Annotated in this window: 22 protein-coding genes and 1 tRNA gene; 11 read left to right on the top strand and 12 right to left on the bottom strand. The window is 69.4% G+C overall.

What is annotated here, in order from left to right:
- Positions 1–64 precede the first annotated feature (64 nt).
- Both Actob_RS02980 and Actob_RS02975 read right to left on the bottom strand, forming a co-directional pair.
- The gene (locus Actob_RS02980; protein ID WP_284918459.1) at positions 65–2,590 is read right to left on the bottom strand and encodes a putative bifunctional diguanylate cyclase/phosphodiesterase; all 2,526 of its coding nucleotides are present in this window, start codon (positions 2,588–2,590) and stop codon (positions 65–67) included.
- A 44-nt stretch (positions 2,591–2,634) separates the two neighbouring features.
- Positions 2,635–2,784, bottom strand: coding sequence for a hypothetical protein (locus Actob_RS02975; protein WP_284918458.1), 150 nt, complete (start codon positions 2,782–2,784; stop codon positions 2,635–2,637).
- A gap of 255 nt (positions 2,785–3,039) precedes the next feature.
- On the opposite strand from Actob_RS02975, the gene Actob_RS02970 reads away from it, so the two are divergent.
- Entirely contained in the window at positions 3,040–3,372 is a 333-nt protein-coding gene (locus Actob_RS02970) for a hypothetical protein (RefSeq protein WP_284918457.1), read from the top strand.
- 2 nt (positions 3,373–3,374) lie between these two features.
- Here Actob_RS02970 and Actob_RS02965 read toward each other — a convergent pair whose 3' ends face one another.
- The 5 genes from Actob_RS02965 to Actob_RS02945 all read right to left on the bottom strand — a co-directional run bounded on the left by Actob_RS02965 (position 3,375) and on the right by Actob_RS02945 (position 6,211).
- Positions 3,375–4,184 carry a sulfurtransferase gene (locus Actob_RS02965; RefSeq protein WP_284918455.1) on the bottom strand — a complete coding sequence of 270 codons (810 nt, stop codon included), beginning with the start codon at positions 4,182–4,184 and terminating at the stop codon, positions 3,375–3,377.
- Positions 4,185–4,232: 48 nt separating this feature from the next.
- Positions 4,233–4,865, bottom strand: coding sequence for a LysE family translocator (locus Actob_RS02960; RefSeq protein ID WP_284918453.1), 633 nt, complete (start codon positions 4,863–4,865; stop codon positions 4,233–4,235).
- A gap of 23 nt (positions 4,866–4,888) precedes the next feature.
- Positions 4,889–5,179, bottom strand: coding sequence for a hypothetical protein (locus tag Actob_RS02955; RefSeq protein WP_284918452.1), 291 nt, complete (start codon positions 5,177–5,179; stop codon positions 4,889–4,891).
- Between the two features lie 499 nt (positions 5,180–5,678).
- A complete protein-coding gene (locus Actob_RS02950) occupies positions 5,679–5,963 on the bottom strand; it encodes a hypothetical protein (protein WP_284918451.1) in 285 nt (94 codons plus the stop codon).
- 35 nt (positions 5,964–5,998) lie between these two features.
- Complete coding sequence (locus Actob_RS02945; RefSeq protein WP_284918449.1) at positions 5,999–6,211, bottom strand: hypothetical protein; 213 nt, start codon at positions 6,209–6,211, stop codon at positions 5,999–6,001.
- Between the two features lie 662 nt (positions 6,212–6,873).
- On the opposite strand from Actob_RS02945, the gene Actob_RS02940 reads away from it, so the two are divergent.
- Both Actob_RS02940 and Actob_RS02935 read left to right on the top strand, forming a co-directional pair.
- Complete coding sequence (locus Actob_RS02940; RefSeq protein ID WP_284918448.1) at positions 6,874–8,289, top strand: helix-turn-helix domain-containing protein; 1,416 nt, start codon at positions 6,874–6,876, stop codon at positions 8,287–8,289.
- A complete protein-coding gene (locus Actob_RS02935) occupies positions 8,286–8,843 on the top strand; it encodes a flavoprotein (protein WP_284918446.1) in 558 nt (185 codons plus the stop codon). Before Actob_RS02940 ends, Actob_RS02935 begins: the two co-directional genes overlap by 4 nt.
- Before the next feature lie 54 nt (positions 8,844–8,897).
- Here the strand turns inward: Actob_RS02935 and Actob_RS02930 are convergent, their stop codons facing one another.
- The 4 genes from Actob_RS02930 to Actob_RS02915 all read right to left on the bottom strand — a co-directional run bounded on the left by Actob_RS02930 (position 8,898) and on the right by Actob_RS02915 (position 12,178).
- A complete protein-coding gene (locus Actob_RS02930) occupies positions 8,898–9,935 on the bottom strand; it encodes an AlbA family DNA-binding domain-containing protein (RefSeq protein WP_284918445.1) in 1,038 nt (345 codons plus the stop codon).
- A gap of 262 nt (positions 9,936–10,197) precedes the next feature.
- Positions 10,198–10,509 carry a hypothetical protein gene (locus Actob_RS02925; RefSeq protein ID WP_284918444.1) on the bottom strand — a complete coding sequence of 104 codons (312 nt, stop codon included), beginning with the start codon at positions 10,507–10,509 and terminating at the stop codon, positions 10,198–10,200.
- Between the two features lie 134 nt (positions 10,510–10,643).
- The gene (locus Actob_RS02920; RefSeq protein ID WP_284918443.1) at positions 10,644–11,390 is read right to left on the bottom strand and encodes a hypothetical protein; all 747 of its coding nucleotides are present in this window, start codon (positions 11,388–11,390) and stop codon (positions 10,644–10,646) included.
- Between the two features lie 296 nt (positions 11,391–11,686).
- Positions 11,687–12,178 (bottom strand): YajQ family cyclic di-GMP-binding protein, encoded by a 492-nt coding sequence (locus tag Actob_RS02915; protein WP_284918442.1) that lies wholly within the window; start codon positions 12,176–12,178, stop codon positions 11,687–11,689.
- 147 nt (positions 12,179–12,325) lie between these two features.
- On the opposite strand from Actob_RS02915, the gene Actob_RS02910 reads away from it, so the two are divergent.
- From Actob_RS02910 to Actob_RS02875, 8 genes are all read left to right on the top strand, one after another.
- A tRNA-Tyr gene (locus tag Actob_RS02910) sits at positions 12,326–12,406 on the top strand.
- A 160-nt stretch (positions 12,407–12,566) separates the two neighbouring features.
- Positions 12,567–13,472 (top strand): zinc metalloprotease HtpX, encoded by a 906-nt coding sequence (gene htpX, locus Actob_RS02905; protein WP_284918440.1) that lies wholly within the window; start codon positions 12,567–12,569, stop codon positions 13,470–13,472.
- 155 nt (positions 13,473–13,627) lie between these two features.
- A complete protein-coding gene (locus tag Actob_RS02900; protein ID WP_284918438.1) occupies positions 13,628–14,881 on the top strand; it encodes an MFS transporter in 1,254 nt (417 codons plus the stop codon).
- A gap of 141 nt (positions 14,882–15,022) precedes the next feature.
- A complete protein-coding gene (locus Actob_RS02895) occupies positions 15,023–15,499 on the top strand; it encodes a DUF1707 SHOCT-like domain-containing protein (protein WP_284918436.1) in 477 nt (158 codons plus the stop codon).
- A 9-nt stretch (positions 15,500–15,508) separates the two neighbouring features.
- A complete protein-coding gene (locus Actob_RS02890; RefSeq protein ID WP_284918434.1) occupies positions 15,509–16,516 on the top strand; it encodes an LLM class flavin-dependent oxidoreductase in 1,008 nt (335 codons plus the stop codon).
- 18 nt (positions 16,517–16,534) lie between these two features.
- Positions 16,535–17,356, top strand: coding sequence for a GNAT family N-acetyltransferase (locus tag Actob_RS02885; protein ID WP_284918433.1), 822 nt, complete (start codon positions 16,535–16,537; stop codon positions 17,354–17,356).
- Positions 17,353–18,012, top strand: a complete 660-nt coding sequence (locus Actob_RS02880) for an MOSC domain-containing protein (protein ID WP_407653547.1) — start codon at positions 17,353–17,355, stop codon at positions 18,010–18,012. The genes Actob_RS02885 and Actob_RS02880 overlap by 4 nt, the downstream gene beginning before the upstream one ends.
- A gap of 30 nt (positions 18,013–18,042) precedes the next feature.
- Positions 18,043–18,345: a GNAT family N-acetyltransferase gene (locus tag Actob_RS02875; RefSeq protein WP_284918431.1), complete on the top strand. Its 303-nt coding sequence runs from the start codon at positions 18,043–18,045 to the stop codon at positions 18,343–18,345.
- On the opposite strand, the gene Actob_RS02870 is transcribed toward Actob_RS02875, so the two are convergent.
- Positions 18,338–19,315, bottom strand: coding sequence for an L-histidine N(alpha)-methyltransferase (locus Actob_RS02870; RefSeq protein ID WP_284918430.1), 978 nt, complete (start codon positions 19,313–19,315; stop codon positions 18,338–18,340). The genes Actob_RS02875 and Actob_RS02870 overlap by 8 nt on opposite strands.
- Positions 19,316–19,329 lie beyond the last annotated feature (14 nt).

Here is a 19,329-nt window from a genome sequence, read left to right as displayed (position 1 = left end):
GAGTAAGACTACACGGCTCCGACCCTGGGGTGAAATCGACCCCCCGACAACACAAAACCGCAGGTCAGATGACAGCTCGGAGCCTGCGAACCTCACCGGTCGGAGTGGACTCGGGCTCGGTCTGAGCACTGAGCCAGGCCTCCAGGCGCTCGAACGGCAGCGGCCGGCTGAACAGATAGCCCTGACCGATCTCGCAGCCCATCTCCTCCAGCAGCTCCAGGGTGAGCTCGCTCTCCACGCCCTCGGCCACCACGGTGAGACCGAATTCGCGGGCCAGGCTGACGATCGCCCGGACGATCGCGAGATCCCCCGAGTCGGTCGCCATGCCCTGGACGAAGGTGTCGTCGATCTTCACCTCGTGGACCGGCCACTGGCGCAGGTAGCCCAGTGACGAGGCACCGGTGCCGAAGTCGTCGACGCTCAGCCGGACGCCTAGGTCGCGCAGCCGGTAGAGGGTGGGCAGCACCCGCTCGATGTCGTTGAGCATGCCCGGCTCGGAGATCTCGAAGGTCACCTGGCAGGGCTCCACCCGATGCTCCTCCAGCAGCTCCCGGACCAGGTCCGGGAAGCGCGAGTCGAGCAGGGTGCGGGCCGACAGGTTGACCGCGATGGAGAGCGGCCGGTCCGCGTCCGCCCAGGCCTTGCAGTGCCGCAGGCCGGCGGTGAGCACCACCTCGGTGAGCCGGGCCAGCTGGCCGGTGTGCTCGGCCACCGCCACGAAGTCCTCCGGGGCGACCTCGCCGTGCGTCGGGTGCGCCCAGCGGGCCAGGCACTCCACGCCGAGCACATGCCGGTCGGCCAGTGTCACCTTGGGCTGGAAGTAGACCTCCAGCTGGTCGTTGTCGATGGCGCGGCGCAGGTCGGCGGCGATGCCCAGGCGGCGCACGGCGCGGGACTCCAGGGCCGGGTGGAAGGGCTGCACGCCGTACGGAAGGACCTTGGCCGCGTTGGCGGCCAGCTCGGCGCGCTGCAGCAGGGTCTCCGGGTCGCTGCCGTGGTCCGGATAGACCGAGACGCCGACCGCGGTGTCCACGTCCAGGGTGAGTGAGCCCACGGCCATCGGGCCGCGCAGCCGCTCGCGCATCTGGGTGGCCAGCTCGATGGTCGCCTCGATGCTGGCGGCCCGCAGGGTCACCACGAACTCGTCGCCGCCGATCCGGCCGACCAGGGCACCCGAGTCGGCGATGCCGCGGATCCGCTCGGCGACCTCGACCAGCAGCTTGTCGCCGGCCGCGTGGCCCATCGACTCGTTCACGTTGCGCTGGCCGTCGACGTCGAAGAGCAGGATGGCGACGACCTCGTCCTCGGCGCGCACGGTCACCGACTCGGCCAGCGCGTCGACGATCCGGCGGCGGTTGGGCAGGGCGGTGAGCCGGTCGTGGTAGGCGTCGTAGCGGAGGCGGTCGACCAGCCGCGAGTTCTCGACGGCGCCGGCCACATGCGCGGCGATCGTCTCCAGCACCTGCACGTCCGCGTCCCGGAACGTCGAGGTCGCTCCGACCCGGTTGACCACCTCGAGTGTGCCGATGGTGATCGGTCCGGAGCGCAGCGGCACTGCGATGAGATCACGCAGGTTGTGCCGCCGCATCGAGTTCCGCAGGTCGGTGGCCGTCTCGAACTGGGATCCCACCGCGACGGCCCGGCCGGTCTCCACCACCCGGCTGCGAACCACCGAGGGCGTCGGCGAGATGTCGAACAGACCCGCGCTGTCGTCGACCCGGGCGGTGAGCAGAACCTCGGGGTGCCGGCCCTGCGGGGGCAGCCACAGCGTCGCGTATTCCGACTGCATGAGTGTGCGTACCCGGCCGAGCAGCACGTCGGGCAGGCCGCCGGCGTCGACCTCGTCGCGCAGAGCCAGGGTCAGTTCATAGACCTCGGCGAGCGTCCGATGCTGCCGGAAGACCCCGGCGAACGAGCGCAGCACCAGGACGATGGCCAGGATCAGGCCGGCGAGCAGGATGACGGACCACCAGGTCACGTCGAGCGTGACCACGAAGACCAGGCCGATGAGGATGCTGATCCCGGAGGTGATGAGAGTCGGCAACCCGGCGATCAATGCCTGCCGCCCGGCGTGCGCGCTCTGCACCACGGCGATGACGCCGGCGACGAAGGTGTGCGAAGCGATCGCGCTGGCCGCCCCGGCGGCGAAGAGGATGCCCCAGGTGCCGGGTCCGGCATCGCGGACCGGCGGCAGCAAGGCCATGACGATCAGGGCAGCCGAGGTGGAAGCCGCCTGTTTCGCGACGTTGAATCCCAGTTTGGCGGGCTCGAGCCGAATGTAGGTGATCAGCGCCGAACAGGTCATGGCGAGAATGACCATTGCCGGCGGAAGAAAGAAGAGGCCGACGATCAGCGGCGTTTCGGTCACCACAACGGTGTAGGTCTGCCGGCCGATGACGATGTGCGTTACCGCCACACCCGCCGCGACGGCGCCGGCCGCGATGATCAACCCGCCGGTCCACGCCTTGTACCACCCGTTTTCGCCGGTCGCGAACACCGCGAAACAGATGATCCCGAAGAGCCCCAGCGGCGCGGTGACCAGCCACGCATAAACCGAGGAGCGCCTTGAGGATGCCCTGGGCCCGCTCATGACGCTCCTAACGGTGACTCTGGATTAGCCAGCCGATCGCGGCATCATGTCCAGACTGCGTCGAGCGTCGAGAAAACCACCGCGACGCTGTCCGATGAACTCTGCTCGGCAACACTGACCGCACCGACGCCGCCAAAGGCGGCAACCAGAACGAAAACCAAGCCCGCGAGGCGGCCCAGCTTCCTTGATGACATGTTTGGCTCCCGCGTTAAAGGTTGCGGTTGACGGGTTACCTGATGGTGCCACACAGCTTGTGCGACAGGGAGTGTTCATCGGCGGGTCGCCACGACCCCCCGGCAAAACCTGGCCGAACGGTTGAGTCGACCATGACTGTCCAACCTGAAGAATTGGCGGCTTTATAGCCGATTTAGCGGGAGAAGTGAGGCAAATTCACCTACCTCCGTCAGGGCACCTTGACGTCAAGGCCGCCTGACGAAAGGCTGAATGCCATGGCGACCCCGGACGAGCTGGAACGACAGCACACGCTGATCACCGCTACTCGCCGTTACGACGACCTGCGGATGCGGGACGCGCTCGCGGCCGTGCACCCGGACGACGGCGGAGCGGCCCTCTCCCCCGCGGAGATGCTGGAGATGCTGGCGCTGAGCGAGGTGGTGATCCGCAAGGCCGGTTACGGCCGGCAGGCCATGGTGCGGTCGGCCCGCGCGGCCGGCGCCTCCTGGACCCAGATCGGCGCCGCCCTCGGCACCAGCAAACAGGCCGCCTGGGAGGCACACCAGCGCTGGATCGAGGAGCAGGCCCGGCAGCACGAGCTGAGCTGAACTCAGTCGCCGATGGCGGCGGGGCGGTCGGTGTGGCTGTACTGCGACCACGAGCCGGGATAGAGCCGGCCCTCCCCCAGCCCGGCGTGCTCCAGCGCGATCAGGTTGTGGCAGGCGGTCACGCCCGAGCCGCAGTAGGAGATCACCTCGGCCGAGCCGTCCGCGCCGACCGCGGCGAACCGCTCGCGCAGCCGGGCGACCGGGAGGAAGCGGCCGTCGGCGGACACGTTGTCCCGGCAGGGCAGGTTACGGGCGCCGGGGATGTGGCCCGGGCGCGGATCGACCGGCTCGGTGTCGCCACGGAACCGGGCCGCGTCCCGGGCGTCGAGCACCACGTGGCCGCCGTCGACGGTCTCGGCCAGATCGGCCAGCCGCTCGCGGGGCCATGGGCGCGGGGTGAAGACGGCTGTCGACGGGACCGGGATCTCGGTGGTCAGCTCCCCGTCGTACGCGAGCAGGCCTCCGTCGAGCAGCGCGGCCTCGCGCCCGAGAGCGCTCAGCAACCAGACGAGACGAGCGGCGATGACGCCGCCGGCGTCGTCGTAGGCGACCACTGTCGACGCGTCCCCGATCCCGGCGGCGGACATCGCCGCGGCGAACACCTCCGGGTCCGGCAGCGGATGCCGGCCTTCGGCCGGCGAGGCGGGTGCGGCCAGCGCGGTGTCCAGATCGATGAAGACCGCGCCGGGCAGATGACCTTTCCGGTACGCCTCGTGGCCGGACCGGCCGTCGAGGTACCACCGCACGTCGGCCAGGATCACGTCACCGGCGTGGGCGTGCAGCCAGTCCAGGTCCACCACGGGGTCGAGCACCGCGCTTGCCACCTTCTTCCCTGTTCGGCTGTAGCTTCCCTGTTTCGGCTATCGGCTGGCGAGACCCAGGCGCAGGCCGAAGCCGAGCAGGACCACGCCGGTTCCCGCGTCGACGCTACGCCGGACCGAGCGGCGGGCGAGGACACCGCGCGCGGCCTGCGCGCCGAAAATGATCAATGCGAACCAGACCAGCGCCTCCAGGTCGTGCACCAGGGCGAGCAGCAGTCCGACACCGAGCGGTGACGTGTCCGGCGGGATGAACTGCGGCAGGACCGCCACGTAGAAGGCGCCGACCTTGGGGTTGAGCAGGTTGGTGAGCAGGCCCCTGCCGAAGGTGCTCCACCAGGTCGGGGCGGCGGGGCCGGGGGCGGCCGACTCGATCGGTGCGGCGCGGACGGCCGCACGGATCATCCGGACACCCAGAAAGATCATGTACGCCGCGCCGGCCACCCGGAGCGCCGTGTAGGCGACGGTGGACGCGGTGAGCAGCGCCGACACGCCGACCGCGGCGGCCGCACCCCAGGTCAGCGCGCCGACGTTGACGCCGAGCGCGGTGGCGAAGGCGGGACCGCGGCCCATCGTCACCGCCGACCGCAGGACCAGCGCGGTGTCCAGACCGGGAGTGATCGTGAGCAGGGCGCCGAGCAGGGCGAAGGAGAGGACGGCGTGGGTCAGGTCCATGGGTCATTCCTAGCCGGTCCGGTTCATGCCTTGCGAGTCGGGCCGCGCCCCCGGGGCCGGAACCGGACCAGAGCCACGGCCACCAGGGCCATCGCGATCAGTGCGGCGGCCTGCCCGGCGACGACGGTACGCAGGTGCAGGCCGCCCACGTAGATCAGCAGGGCCAGGCCGAACAGCAGGTGGTAGTACCCCGCGTCGCGGGCCGACCGGAACGAGCGGGCGATCATGCCCGGCGCCTCGCCCCGGACCACCATCCGCATGCCGAAGACGAACAGGGCGAGGCCCAGTACGCCGCCCAGCACCGTGGTACTCATCGCCCCAGTGTGCGACCGGAGCGGGCGGCGTTCCGGTGCTTAGCGGTAATTGGTGTACGGCGAGGCGCAGGGCCTCAAGCTGCGGTTTCGTGCTGCTCGGACCTGTCTGGGCCGTCGCTGGGGCGCGGGACCGTCTCGCCGCCGAGCAGCAGGTCGATGGCCCGGCGGGTTCGTTCCTCACTGCTGGGCATGAGGTGGGTGTACGTCCGGAGGGTGAATCCGGGGTCCGAGTGGCCGAGGTAGGCAGCCAGCGCCTTGATCAACTCCCCGCCGTCCAGGAAGGGCCGAGGCGTAGAACTGCCGGAGGCCGTGCATCCCTTTCACGCGGGTTCTCGCGATCCCGGCCGCCGCAGCCGCCGGCCACCAGGCGTAGCGGTTGAAGACGTTCCGGTCCAGCGGGATGCCGGTCTTGCCGTAGATCACCAGGTCGGCTGTCACCCGCTTGCCGGTGGGCGTCTCCCAGGGCAGAACCGGCGTCAAGGACAGCTATCCGGCCCCTTCACTCAGCCGGAGGCACGCGGGGCGTCGTCACGTAGATCAGCCCGGCGATCTGCACGAAGACCTCGCGGCGCTCAATGGCCCTGCCGCTCGCGTCGAGGGAGTACCCGATCAGCCAGACCCAGCCGGCGTACGTCTCCCGCGGATCAACGCGGATGATCCGGAAGACCATCGCGCAGACGCCGGCGAACTGCACGCTGGCCTTCGTGGTCAGGCGGACCACGTCACCGGCCTTCGGCTGACGGACCGGTGGAGGCCCATTCGAGGACTTGGGCCGGGCGTTCATGCACACCGTCCTCCGCCGGGGAGGGCCTGCCCGGGTCACCGGTCCGCCTGATCGTGAGCGGCCGACGACGGCACTGCCTGCGCGCTCTGCCAGTCGCGCAACGCAGTCTTGATCCGATAGTTCTCGGCGTACACCGTGGCCAGCTCGTCGTACAGCGAAGCGACGTCCTCCGAGACCTGGTCGACGAACTGGTGGACATCGTCGGCCCGTACGCCCTGGAGAAACCCCGCAGTCCTCCGGAACCGCACCTCTCGAATAGCCTGCGGGGTAAGCCGGCCCCTGCTCCGGACTCGGAACACGGTGCCGTGCTTGCCGCTCATCGAACCGCCCCCGGTTCGGACACCCCGCACGATGCCAGGAGTCCACGGACGGCCAGATGCCGCGCCACGCAAGGGATGAACTCACTCGGTATGCAGGTGATGCAGAACCCGTCCGCATCCGGCCGGTGATCGACGAATAGCCGGAAGGACAAGTGCCACATCAGCTCGTCGCCGCATTCCTTCGGCGGACGCGCCGGGGGCTCGTCGAGAGAAAAGGACAGATCAGCCACTTTCCATTGCCTCCTACGCAGGCGCCCGCTCGTCGACGCAGCGAGCGCGCCTGACACTGGTCAGCCCACCCGCGACGCGACACCCGTGGTCGCACAGTCGGGGCAGCCACGGCGCATCAGCCGATCCGTGATCTCGTCGACTCGCACCGTCCGGCGCGGCGAGGCCAACCGCCAACCGCGCCCCTCACAGCTACGACACGACCCGGCAACCTGCGCGTTGATCTGATCGCTCGTCATGCGTAAAGGGTCGGCCGCAAGACCCTTTCAACCCATTCCGCGGCGGTATCCCTTGACGGGATAGGCCATCGGCAGGCCACGATGGATCACGAGACGTGGAAGCCCTGGCGGAGGGACGTGCCATTGAAGTCCGAGATCCCCGGCTCCATCTGGACCCGGCCCGACATGCTCACCGCATTGCAGTCGCGCGACATCGCTCACGTGTTCCGCTTGGTGCGCCAGCACGCCGGGATGTCGCAGACCGCGATCGGCAGCCTGATCGGGATGAGTCAGGGCAAGGTCAGCGGCATCATGGCGGGAAGCCAGCAGGTCACCACGCTGGACGTTTACGAACGCATCGCCGACGGGCTCCGACTACCGGACACCGCACGCATGACGCTCGGACTGGCGCCGCGCAGCATCTCGGCCCGGGATGGTTCCCACTCCGATGCAACGGGCACGGTCAACTCGACGCGTAGCGTGGAGAGAGATCCGCGACCGGAGGAGGACAACGCCGTGCGACGTCGCGAGTTCGTTGGCCTCACCGGGGCCGCCCTCTTCGGCGCCATCCTGGCGGAGACCGAGCCAACCCCCAAACCGGCGGCGAGCGGCATCGACGACCTGGCCACGGCCCTCACCGAGATGCCGACGCCGGCCGCCGGCCCGGTCAACCTCACCCGCCTATCCGCGACGGTCGCCGCCGCCAAGCGTGACTACCAGGCGTGCAAGTACGGCGAAGTGCTCACGATGCTGCCGCCGCTCCTTCGATCCCTACGCACCGCGTCGACCGCCACCGACGGCGCCCAGCAGCGCAAGGCGCAGGCGCTGTCCGCGGAGGCGTACCACGTCGCCGCCTCCATCCTGCTCAAGCAGGGCGACAAGGGCCTTGCGTGGCTGGCTGCGGACCGCAGCGTCCAGACCGCGCAGCAGACCGAGGTGCCGCTGATGATCGGGTCCAGTGCCCGGATCATCACCCACGCCCTCATGGACGGCGGCCACCACGGCGCCGCAGCCATCAACGCCAGCAGCGCCGCCCAGCGCATGGACGCGGCGCTCACCCAGCCGACGGACAACGACCTGTCGGTCTACGGCTCGCTCCTACTCCGCGGCGCGATCGCAGCCGCTCACAACGGCGACCGTCACACCACCACCGAACTACTCGATGAGGCAGAGCAGGCCGGCGACCGTCTCGGCCACGAGGGCAATCACATGTGGACCGCCTTCGGCCCTAACAACGTGCTCTGCCACCGGGTCAACGCAGCGCTGCGATTCGGCGACGCCGGCACCGCCATTGACTACGCCCGCCGCATCGACCTGGACGCCCTGCCGATCAACGAACGCAAGGCCGTGCTCCTGCTCGATGTCACGCGCGCGTTCCTCATGTGGGGCAAGCACGAACAGGCCCTCCACACCATGCGGGCGGCCGGGCAGATTGCCCCCGAGGAGATCACCGGACGCCCGCGGATCCACAAGCTCGTCGGCGACCTGGTCGCCACCGCGCCGATCACCGTCCGCCGCGAAGCCCGCGAGTTCGCCGACGCCTACGGAATCGCCGCGTGAGCACCGACAGCAAAGTCCTCTACATCATCGTCTGCGCCGCCGGCCCGGCCGGTGAAGTCGGTCAGCTGGCCAAGCTCGCTCAGGACGACGGGTGGACCGTCCAGATCATCGCCACCCCATCAGCCCTCGACTTCATCGACGTGCCAGCGCTGGAGGAACAGACGGGCCGGCCGGTGCGCAACCAATACCGCAAGCCTGGTGATCCGAAGAGTCCCCGAGCAGACGCGATCATCGTTGCCCCCGCGACCTTCAACACGATCAACAAGTTCGCCCAGGGCATCGCCGACACCTACGCTCTCGGCCTGCTAGCCGAAGCACCCGGGCTCGGCATCCCAGTGGTCGTCCTACCCTTCGTCAATAGCGCTTTCGCTTCCCGCGCGCCGCTTCACCGGAGCATCGAACAGCTTCGGCTCGAAGGCGTGGAAGTCCTACTCGGACCGGGCGAGTTCGAGCCTCACGCTCCGGGCTCCGGAGGTGATCACTTCAATGGCTATCCCTGGCAGTTGGCGCTGGATCGAGTGAGTCGGCGATACCTGACCGGGCCGTCTCTTTGATCAGTGACTCGCTTTGCGTCGCACAGCAGTACCTACCGCACGCCGGAACCATGATCAACTCCCGAATGTACCTCTCAAAGCTGATCGACCAGCGGATAGTAGTGCATGGATTTCCATTGGAGACATGGGGCGAGATCCTTCATCGCGCCTTTGGATGATCGAGATGAAAGACCCCTCGTTTTTGCCGTCGATAATGGCACCGTGCACGAGGTAGGGCTTGGCTGCCTCAGGCTGCCTCGGGATAAGTATTGCGAGCAAACCCCCGGACCCTGCTGCAACGTAATCGATTTTAAGACCTTCTAGCGGCGGGTAGACCCTCCGATCCAGGAGCTGCTGATATCGACTGCATAAGCTTTCCTCAATACGCAGCGGGCAGATCTTAGTGATCCTGTCCACCCCATCCCGCTTAGAGGTGCGATACCCGAGCAGCAAGAGTGCGGACTCCGAGCCGTTAGCGAAACGTGCCACATCTTGAGCAAGCTCGATTTCATCTGCGAAGACGGCAGAGTTGTAGGCCCTAGACTTTACCTCCAGCCACGACGATTCCCTCAATCCAACGATCGCCACGCCTCCGCCAGCCAGCACCATACGATGCACTGACTCCGCGTGAGTTAACGCCTCCAGCCCAGGACCGTCCGGTAATTTCAATAGGTCGGCGCAGGCACCTTGAAGCGCGAATAATTGCTCAGTTGTCCGATCGTCGGGATCGCATACAAGGTGGAAGATCCAGTATTCCTCCTGATAGACGATTTCGTGCAATTCATCGTTTGAGGCTAAACATAAGGCCTCGATCGTCCGCTTCACCTGGTCCAGGTCCCATTGAGGGCCATGCGCATCAATCGAAACCTCAACCTTGCCCGATTCGAGATCATCCACGAAGATGAACTTTTTATCGCGCCGCCAGATGGCCGGGCTGACCACCTCTCCGCGCTTCGTCAAAACCTCGCGGAATAGCTGCTTCCATTCCCGTAGCGAGACATCGGCGACCGCTTCAGAAGGAATGTCGTAATCTTCAATGTTGCGCAGTTCACCTATAGCTGCGCCGTCTTCGGTAACGATCTTGTTCGAGGTCTCATCCCAACTAAGACGCATCGGGACATGATGCCAGCAGTGCCACGCTCTGGCGTAACGGTTTCCGCTCCGAGCCTCCGCCCAACCCTATGGCCCAACTGACTTTCCGGCCAACCTATCGGCCACGTTGAGGTGCGACCTTGAGGTGCGACCTGTACTGCCGAATTGATCTGTTCTGGATCAAGGCGCCGCGCAAGCGCGGCGCGGGCCGGTCGCGCTCGGCCTGCTGGCGGCCTGCGGCCGGCATCGGCCGGCGCGCCGGCCCAACCGTCTCTCGGCGGTCTTAGTCCTGCAGGTCGAACACGAAGGTTCTGCCAGGCGTTTGGGGCTTCCAGCCAGCGGCGAGGGCCGCTCTGATGGTCCGTTCCACCATCCGCGGGGTGACCGGCTTGCTTCGGAGCCCTAGCCAGTTGTCCAGCCTGGGCAGCGAAGTCCTCACCGACAGAACCTGTCTCGGGGAGTCGGCGATCTCGACGGCGAAGGTCAGGGACCACCAGACGAGGCCCTGCGAGTAGGTCGGCCGAGGTCTGATCGACCAGCGATAGACCGTGTCATCCACGGTGATGAGACGACTCCCTTTGCGCGGCAACGCCATGACCGGCCCCTCCTCCCTGACGGCGCTCAGAGTAGGCACCAGGTCCAGGCCGTGACGATCGCTTTCGTGGCTGGGTGCCGCTGTGCTTCCGGCGATCGCTGCCGCGCCGCTTCGCGGCTTGCCATCGGGAAGGCTCAGCCGAGGAACTGTGCCTCGGGTGCTGACCCGGTGAGGAGGGCGTGACTGGCGATGAGGTCGCACTCCACCTCCAGGAGCTGGGCCGCGGTGCAGGTCGGTAAGGCCGCCCAGGATCTTTCGAGGTCTCCTGTGAACGCAGCGCGCTGACGGTGGTCTTCAAGGCGGCTCTTGGCGGCGTGAGCGACCAGCCGAGCCCCGATTCGGCCCTGGCCGATGTACACGAGGTGCTGCTCCCCGGCACGGCGGATCCGGTAGACGCCCAGGGTCGGCTCGGCGATCAGCCCGGGGTGCCAAGGACTCCACGGGAGGCCGGCCCACTCAGGGGCGGTTGGGGCATGATCCAGGTCGAGCACCGAGGCATGATCCAGCGATCGGGTGACGGCAGGATCTTGATACCCGCGAGCCCGGCGACCGGATTTCACCAGCGCAGCGTTGTTGCCGGTGGACTTGATCCACCCGCCCGGCATGCGCCCGAAGTTGGCCGTCGGCGAGCGGCCGAACTCCGCCCGATGCTGCGACACCACGACGCACTCGGCGAGCGTGCGCTCCCGGACGTCCCCCGCGAACTCAGCCACCGAGACCTCGAACTCGGCGCCCTCCGCGGTGCGCATCACCCAGAGGCACGGGGCGGCGGTGTGCGGGTCGTTGTACGGCATCTCGTCGCCATACAGGGCGCAAAGCTGGCTGAGCCGGCCACGGAGCCCCGAACTCTGCCCGACGTAGGCGAGCGTGCTCTCCCCCACCCGCCTCACGCGGTAGAGCCCCGGGCCGCGCGGTACCCGGAGACGGGCCGCCCGGTCGTTCAGCGGAAGCCAGTCAGCCCAGGAGAGTGCCAGCGTCTGTGGCTCCGGTAGCGGGCGGGATCGCACGGACGAAGGCTAGGACATGGGTCCGACGATCTCGGGCCGCTGAGGCCGTCCTGGGCCGTCTCTGGGCCGTCAGACGTTCCAAAACGTTGACCAAAGATGACCATGACTAACGGCGTTTACCCAGGTCAACGCCCATGGCCGGTCCTGCTGCCAGGACCGGCCAAACGCCCTTATCGGTAATTGGTGAACTGCAGGGCGACGCCGAAGTCGTCGGCCTTGAGCAGGGCGATCACGGCCTGCAGGTCGTCCCGCTTCTTGCCGGTGACGCGCAACTGGTCGCCCTGGATCTGGGCCTGCACGCCCTTCGGGCCCTCGTCGCGGATCTTCTTGCTGATCGCCTTGGCCTTGTCGGACTCGATCCCCTCGACGACCTTCAGGTCGATCTTGAACGTCTTGCCGGACTGCCGGGGCTCACCGGCGTCCAGCGACTTCAGCGAGATGTTCCGCTTCACCAGTTTCTCCTTGAAGACGTCGAGCGCGGCGGTGGCCCGCTCCTCGGTCTCCGACGTGATGGTGAAGGCCTCGCCCGACTTGGCGATCTCGGTGCCCGTGCCCCGGAAGTCGAACCGGGTGCTCAGCTCCTTCTCCGCCTGGTTGAAAGCGTTGTCGACCTCCTGCCGGTCGACCTTGCTGACGATGTCGAACGACGGGTTGGCTGCCATGATCAGACTCCTGCGGCTGGATGCTTGTCGATGTCGCTCGGGACCCGTTCCGGCCCCGCGACATGCCGACCGTACCCGGTTGCGGACCAGCCTCGCGGTACGGCTATGCTCATCTCCGCTGCCGCGCGAAAGCGGGGCGGCTGCCCAGGCGGGTTGCCCGAGCGGCCAATGGGAGCGGACTGTAAATCCGTCGCGAAAGCTACAGAGGTTCGAATCCTCTACCCGCCACAGGCAGGCAGAACGGCCCCGGTTCCGATGGAACCGGGGCCGTTCTCGTTTCCGGGGATCACCCGTTCGAGAGCGGCAGCGGGTCCAGCGAACTCACAGCGGACCCCAGGATGAACGTGCAGGAGATTCGCGTTCTCTTGGGTGTGGGTCACGAGCCCGCATGCTGAAGGAGTCGAACGTGCACAGCCATCACAACGGACTCAAGACGGCCGCCCTCCTCGGGCTGCTCACCGGCCTGATCCTGGCGGTGGGTTACTGGCTCGGCGGGAGCACCGGCCTGGTCATCGCGGTGATCTTCTCGCTGGTCACCAACGCGGTCAGCTACTTCTACTCGGACCGGATCGCACTGCGGTCGATGGGCGCGCGGCCGGTCAGCGAGGCCGAGTTCCCGCAGCTCTACCAGATCGTGCGGGAGTTGGCGCAGCAGGCCGGGCAGCCGATGCCCCGGCTCTACGTGTCGCCGTCGATGCAGCCGAACGCGTTCGCGACCGGGCGGGATCCGGAGCACGCGGCGGTCGCCGTGACGGTCGGGATCACCCGCATCCTGGACGCGCGTGAGCTGCGCGGCGTGATCGGGCACGAGCTGTCACACGTCTACAACCGGGACATCCTGATCTCCAGCGTGGCCGGTGCGCTCGCCGGGATCATCACGATGTTCGCCCAGCTGGCGATCTTCCTGCCGTTCGGCGGGTCGGACGACGAGGACGCGCCGAACCCGGCGTCGCTGCTGCTCATGCTGGTGCTCGGCCCGCTGGCCGCGTCGGTCATCCAGCTGGCGATCAGCCGGAACCGGGAGTTCCAGGCGGACGCCTCGGGTGCCACCCTGACCGGCGACCCGCTCGCACTGGCCAGCGCCCTCGAGAAGATTCATTACGGTACGCAACGTGTCCCGCTGCCGGCCGACGGGCAGCTCACCAGCACCGCGCACCTGATGATCGCCAACCCGTTCCGGGGTGGTGGCGTCGCGGCGCTGTTCGCCACCCACCCGCCGATGCGGGAGCGGGTGCGGCGGCTGCACGAGCAGGCGGCTCTCACCCGCGGGGCGGCTCGGCCCTACCTGCGCTGATCCGCGTACTCCAGATGACGGCCGCGCCCGGGCGCGGCCGTCGGCGCATGGTGAGCCGCATGACAGGCGGACCTTTTCCAGGTGCCTTTCCGGGGTGCCGAGGTTAGCGTCGAAGGGCTTGTTGGCCGTTACACCAATTCCCGGAGGTTCCGCCCGTGACCGCGTTGCGTCAGTACCTTGGCGTGTGGCAGCTCCCCGGCGGACGGACCCTGCTGATCGTCGGCATCCTGGCCCGGCTCGGCATCGGGATGACCCCGCTCGGCCTGCTGCTGCTCGTCGAGCAGGCCACCGGGCGGTACGCCTCGGCCGGGCTCGCCGGCGGCGTCTACGCGCTGGCCGGCGCGGCCCTGAGCCCGGTCGCCGGCCGGCTGGCCGACCGGATCGGCCCGGCGCCGATCCTGCTCGCCACCGCGATCCTGCACCCGCTCGCGCTGGGCGCCCTGCTGCTGGCCAGCCGCGGCGGCGAGGACGCGCTCGCCTCGATCTTCGTGGCGTCGGCCCTGGCCGGCGCCTCCTATCCGCCACTGACCGCGGCGATCCGCCGCGCCTGGAACGACATGACCGCGCCGGGCAGCGGCCGGCAGAGTCTGCGAGCGGCCGCGCTGGCCGCCGAGACCTCGCTGTTCGAGCTGGTCTTCGTGCTCGGCCCGATGCTGGTCTCGGCGTTGCTGGTGCTCACCACCGACCCGGCGACCGCGCTGATCACCGCGGCGGTGGCCACCTTCGCCGGGACGGCGTGGATCTCCCGGCTGCCGGTGATGCGGCATCGCGGTGCCGGGCACGCGGAGCACGCGGCGAAGGGACTCGGCCCGCTGCGGGCCGGCGGCTTCCCGACCCTGTTGCTCTGCGTCAGCGCGCTCGGGGTGGCGTTCGGCGCGGCCGGGGTGATCGTGCCGGCCTACGCCGCGCAGCACGGCGGCGACGAGGCGCTCGGCGGGGTGCTTCTCGGCGTCTGGGGGGTGGGTTCGGCGATCGGCGGCATCTGGTTCGGCACCCGGCGACCGGCCATGGCCCTGCCCCGGCAGTTCGCCTGGCTGCTGGGCGCTGTCGCGTTGAGCTTCCTGGTGCTGGCCCTGATGCCCAGCCCGCTCTACCTGGGCGTCGCCCTGGTGCTCGGCGGCGCCACCATCGCACCCGCGCTGACCGTGGAGAACAGCCTGGTCGGACGGCTCGCACCGGCCGGGATGCTGAACGAGGCGTACACCTGGATGGTCACCGTGTCGGTCTCCGGCAGCGCCGCGGGCGGCGCGCTGGCCGGGGTGATCGTGGACCGGCCGGGCGGGCTGCCGTGGTCGTTCGTCTTCGCGGCCGGGGTGCTGCTGCTGGCCGCCGCGGTCGCCGCGATCCCGGAGGGGTCGATGGCCCGCGCCGACCGGCACGCCACGGCGGCCGAGGCCGCGGTGCTGTGACGCACTGACCGTCCCGGTGACCGCTGGAGGATCACCGGCGCCAAGCGGTACGCCGTGGCACACCGGCATCGGCAGCACCACCCGGTGGCGAGTTTTGGATAGCCTGACGCCGAGAACCGGCGTCTGCGAAGGAGCCCGGCCATGGCTAAAGAGGTCTCCGGCCCCGGCCGGCGCTCCGAGCAGTTCGAGACGCTGCGGGCGGCGGACGCCGACCGGCAGCAGATCGCCGATCAGCTGAAGGGCGCACTCGACGAGGGCCGGCTCTCCCTGCACGAGTACGACGAGCGCGTCGCCGGAGCGTGGGCCGCCCGGACGTACGCGGAGTTGCTGGTCCTGGTCCAGGACCTGCCGCGGCCCGGGGTGAGCGCGGCCGAGGTGCACGCCCGCCGGAGCGCCGAGGCGCGCCGCGCCGCCCGCCGGATGCCGATGGCGCTGCTGGTCCTCTGGACCGTCTGGGCCTCGCTGGCCGCGGTGAACGTGGTGGTCTACGCCCTGGTCCGGGAGACCGTCGACCACTGGGTGTACCCGTGGCCGATCTGGATGCTGGTGCCGGGCGCGGCGTTGACCGCCGTCACGGTCGGCGTGCAGGTGATCCGCCACCAGCGGCGCCCCGGGTAATTTTTCCCCATGACCCGTGTACCGCTTTCCGTGCTCGACCTGGCCACCGTCCGCGAGGGGCACGGCAGCGCCGACGCGCTGCGCGGCACCATCGAGACCGCGAAGGCCGCCGACGAGCTGGGTTACGCCCGGTTCTGGGTCGCCGAGCACCACAACATGCCGGCCGTGGCGTCCACCGCGCCGCCGGTGCTGATCGGGGCGGTCGCCGCTCAGACCCGGCGGATCAGGGTCGGGTCCGGTGGGGTGATGCTGCCCAACCACATGCCGTTCCCGGTGGCCGAGCAGTTCGCGCTGCTGGAGGCGCTGTACCCGGGACGCATCGACCTGGGGATCGGGCGGGCGCCGGGCACCGACCAGGCGACCGCGGCGGCGTTGCGCGGCGTTTCCCCCTACCTGACCGTGGAGCGGTTCCCCGAGCACCTGCAGACGGTACTGGGGCTGCTCGGCGACGAGCGGGCGGCCGGGAAGGCGGGCCGGCTGCACGCGACGCCGGCGCCGGAGACGTACCCCGAGGTGTGGCTGCTCGGGTCGTCGACCTATGGGGCGCAGATGGCGGCGGCGCTGGGCCTGCCGTTCTGTTACGCGTATCACTTCGCCGTCTCCTCTGATGTGGACGGCGCGCTTCAGCTGTACCGGTCCGGCTTCCAGCCGTCGCCCCGGTTCCCCGAGCCGTACGTGATGGTCAGCGCCTCGGTGATCGCGGCGGAGACCACCGAGGAAGCTCAGTACCTGGCCGGACCCAGCCGGATCATGGCGCTGAGCCTGCGGACCGGGCGGCTCGGCCCGATCGTCTCGCCGGCCGACGCCGCCGACCGGGAGCTGTCCGATCTGGATCGTCAGATGCTCGATTCGCTGCCCGGCACCCAGTACGCGGGCACGGCGGACGAGGTGGTGGCGGGCCTGGACGCGCTGGTCACGCGTACCGGAGCGGACGAGCTGATCCTCGCCGGGACGGTTTACGACCCGGCGACGCGGCGGGACAGCCTGGCCCGAATCGCGAAGGCGTGGTGGCGGTAAGTCTGGTTTCATGACCGGATGGCCTGGGAGATCACCACCGACCTGGAGAGGTTCGCCGCGGCCGCGGACGGCTTCCTGCGGTCCGCGCCGGTTCGGCACACCATCTTCCTCACCCTGATCGACAACCTTCGGGTCCGGGGACCGCACGCGTACGGTCCGGCGGACCCCTTGTTCGGCTGGTGGACGACGCCGTCCGGAGCGACCGGCGGCGTTCTCCTGCAGACCCCGCCGCATCCGGTGCTGTTCAGTTCCCTGCCCGCCGAGGCCGTTCCGGCGGCGGCCGTCGCGCTCGCCGATCGCGAGGTGTCCGCCGTCAACATGGCGGCCGCCGACATCGCCGCGTTCGCCGGCTCCCGGCCGTACGCCGTCGGGATGCGCACGCGACTGTTCCGCCTCGCCGCCCTGACCCCGCCGGACCCGGCGCCGAGCGGCTTCGCCCGACCGGCCACAGTGGCCGACCGCGACCTGCTGATCGCCTGGGTGGCCGACTTCGCGACGTTCATCGGTGAGCCGCGCGACGACGTCGCCGAGGTGGTCGACGACCACCTGTCGTACTCCGGGATCACCCTGTGGATCGACGGTGGAGAGCCGGTCGCGATGGCGATCCGCTCCCGCCCGCAGGCCGGCATGAGCCGAATCCTGCGCGTCTGGACGCCGCCGGAGTCGCGCCGCCGCGGGTACGCCGGCGCGGTGACCACGGCCGCCACCCGGGCCGCACTCGACGACGGGGTGAGCGAGGTGGTGCTCTACACCGACCTGGCGAACCCGACGAGCAACGCGCTGTACCAGCGGCTGGGTTACCGGCCGGTGGAGGATCGGACGATGGTGAGGTTCGGATGACTGCTGGAATCGCGTTGTCGGTGAACGTGGGCGCCGCCGAGCCGCCGATGGGCAAGGCCACCACGTCGACCGGGATCCACAAGAAGCCGGTGTCCGTGCCGGTGCAGGTGCGGGCGCCGGGACCGAAACAGACCGGGCTGCACAGCGGGGTGGTCGGCGACCACATCGGGGACACCGCCCATCACGGCGGTGACGACCAGGCGGTCTACGCGTACGCCACGGAGGACTACGCCTGGTGGGCCGCGCAGCTCGGGCGCGAACTGCCGCCGGGGATCTTCGGGGAGAACCTGACCACCTCGGGCCTCGACCTGCTCGGCGGCGTGATCGGCGAGAAGTGGCAGTTCGGGTCCGGCCTGGTGCTGCAGGTCACGTTCGGCCGGATCCCGTGCGTCACCTTCCAGAACCGGATGGCCGAGCCGCGCTGGGTGAAACGGTTCGCGGCGGCCAACCGGACCGGGGCCTACCTGCGCGTTGTCGTCCCCGGCTCGCTGGTGCCGGGCGACCGGATCACGGTGGTCGACCGGCCCGCGCACGGGTTGACCCTCACCGAGTCGTTCGAGATCTACATGCACGACCAGTCCCGGCTGGCGCGCCTGCTGGACGCCCCCGAACTGCCGCCGGAGCTGCTCGCCGAGCTCCGCGAACGTCTCGGCTGACCCCCGGGGGCGCCGTGGTTGGATGGCGGGATGGAATTCGCGGTGGCCGACGTGCCGGAGAAGGGCCGTTTCGAGGCTCGTGACGAGTCGGGTGCGCTCGCCGGTGTGCTGACCTATCAGGTCACCGGGCAGATCGTGGTGTTCACCCACACCGAGGTGGATCCGGCGTTCGAGGGCCGGGGCGTCGGCTCGGCCCTGGCCCGGACGGCGCTCGACGACGCCCGGGCGCGATCGCGGACGGTGGTCCCGATGTGCCCGTTCGTCTCGGCGTGGCTGGACAAGCACCCGGCGTACGAGTCGCTGGTGGTCCGCAACACCCGCCGGGTCAAGTGAGTGGGTGGCCCACCACGATCAGGGCCACCTCACCGCTGCCGCCGACCTGGAACAGCCGGGTCTCCAGCCCGGCACGGCCGATGATGTCGAGCCATCCGGACCGGTCCAGGTAGCGATAGCGGTAGAGCAGCACGGTGCTGCCGGGGCCGAACCCGACCGTGCCCCGGTCGCCGAACTCAAGCGTGACCGGCCTGACGAACCTGAGCCGGATGAAGATCTCGCCGCGGTCCGCGTCGAAGCCACGCTCGGCCTGATAGGCGGCCGGGTCGATGCCGAGCAGGTCGACGCCGGCCCGGTGGTGCGGCGGGATCGCGCAACCGACCTCCGGCCGGTCCATGAAGGCCGGGCGGTGCGCCCCGGTGTCGAAGCGGAGCGTCACGAGCAGCACGTCGCGCGGGGTCAGGGCGGCACCGACCCGGCGCAGGAAGTGCTCCGGATCGGCGAGATTGCCCAGCGTGGCGCCGGCCAGGATGACGAGCCGGGGCGGGCCGCCGGCGGTCTCCCGGGGCAGCGCACGGTACAGGTCGGGACCGGTGAAGTCGCCGACCAGGAACGCGAACCGGCCGGCCTGGGCCGGGAACTCGGCACGCAGCCGGCTGCCCGCGAAACCGAGCATGTCCGGGCTGACGTCCATCCCGCGATAGCCGGCCAGCCGGTCGGCGTCCAGCAGCCGCCGCAGCAGCCCGAGCACCGGAAGGCCGGTGCCGGGACCGAGGTCGACCACCTCCACCGGCTGTCCGGCGGGCAGGCCGGCGAGCACCTGGTCGAGGTGATCGCCGAGCAGGCTGTGGAAGTCCCGCACCGGCGGCGCCGAGTCGGCGGAGGGCGCCTCGTCCGCCTGCCGCCAGCGGTCCGCGCCAGCGATGTAGCCCAGTTCCTTCGGGAACTCGGCGTGCTCGCGGAGCGCGTCGACCAGCACCGTCAACTGCTGTTCCGAGAAGAGCCGGTGCAGCTCGTCGGCGTCCATCATGCGGCGATCATATG

Origin of the sequence: Actinoplanes oblitus (assembly GCF_030252345.1) — a bacterium.
In the GTDB taxonomy this organism is placed as follows: Bacteria; Actinomycetota; Actinomycetes; order Mycobacteriales; family Micromonosporaceae; genus Actinoplanes; species Actinoplanes oblitus.
This window is presented reverse-complemented; position numbering and strand designations above follow the sequence as displayed.

Excerpts from the sequence above, each read along its gene's own strand:
- Actob_RS02930 (WP_284918445.1), bottom strand. The coding sequence starts at position 9,935 with ATGCGTCTTAGTTGGGATGAGACCTCGAACAAGATCGTTACCGAAGAC.
- Actob_RS02980 (WP_284918459.1), bottom strand. The coding sequence starts at position 2,590 with ATGAGCGGGCCCAGGGCATCCTCAAGGCGCTCCTCGGTTTATGCGTGG.
- Actob_RS02885 (WP_284918433.1), top strand. The coding sequence starts at position 16,535 with ATGGCCTGGGAGATCACCACCGACCTGGAGAGGTTCGCCGCGGCCGCG.
- Actob_RS02875 (WP_284918431.1), top strand. The coding sequence starts at position 18,043 with ATGGAATTCGCGGTGGCCGACGTGCCGGAGAAGGGCCGTTTCGAGGCT.
- Actob_RS02870 (WP_284918430.1), bottom strand. The coding sequence starts at position 19,315 with ATGATGGACGCCGACGAGCTGCACCGGCTCTTCTCGGAACAGCAGTTG.
- Actob_RS02915 (WP_284918442.1), bottom strand. The coding sequence starts at position 12,178 with ATGGCAGCCAACCCGTCGTTCGACATCGTCAGCAAGGTCGACCGGCAG.
- Actob_RS02890 (WP_284918434.1), top strand. The coding sequence starts at position 15,509 with ATGACCCGTGTACCGCTTTCCGTGCTCGACCTGGCCACCGTCCGCGAG.
- Actob_RS02950 (WP_284918451.1), bottom strand. The coding sequence starts at position 5,963 with ATGAACGCCCGGCCCAAGTCCTCGAATGGGCCTCCACCGGTCCGTCAG.
- Actob_RS02955 (WP_284918452.1), bottom strand. The coding sequence starts at position 5,179 with ATGAGTACCACGGTGCTGGGCGGCGTACTGGGCCTCGCCCTGTTCGTC.
- Actob_RS02880 (WP_407653547.1), top strand. The coding sequence starts at position 17,353 with ATGACTGCTGGAATCGCGTTGTCGGTGAACGTGGGCGCCGCCGAGCCG.
- Actob_RS02960 (WP_284918453.1), bottom strand. The coding sequence starts at position 4,865 with ATGGACCTGACCCACGCCGTCCTCTCCTTCGCCCTGCTCGGCGCCCTG.
- Actob_RS02895 (WP_284918436.1), top strand. The coding sequence starts at position 15,023 with ATGGCTAAAGAGGTCTCCGGCCCCGGCCGGCGCTCCGAGCAGTTCGAG.
- Actob_RS02975 (WP_284918458.1), bottom strand. The coding sequence starts at position 2,784 with ATGTCATCAAGGAAGCTGGGCCGCCTCGCGGGCTTGGTTTTCGTTCTG.
- Actob_RS02925 (WP_284918444.1), bottom strand. The coding sequence starts at position 10,509 with ATGGCGTTGCCGCGCAAAGGGAGTCGTCTCATCACCGTGGATGACACG.
- Actob_RS02970 (WP_284918457.1), top strand. The coding sequence starts at position 3,040 with ATGGCGACCCCGGACGAGCTGGAACGACAGCACACGCTGATCACCGCT.
- htpX (WP_284918440.1), top strand. The coding sequence starts at position 12,567 with ATGCTGAAGGAGTCGAACGTGCACAGCCATCACAACGGACTCAAGACG.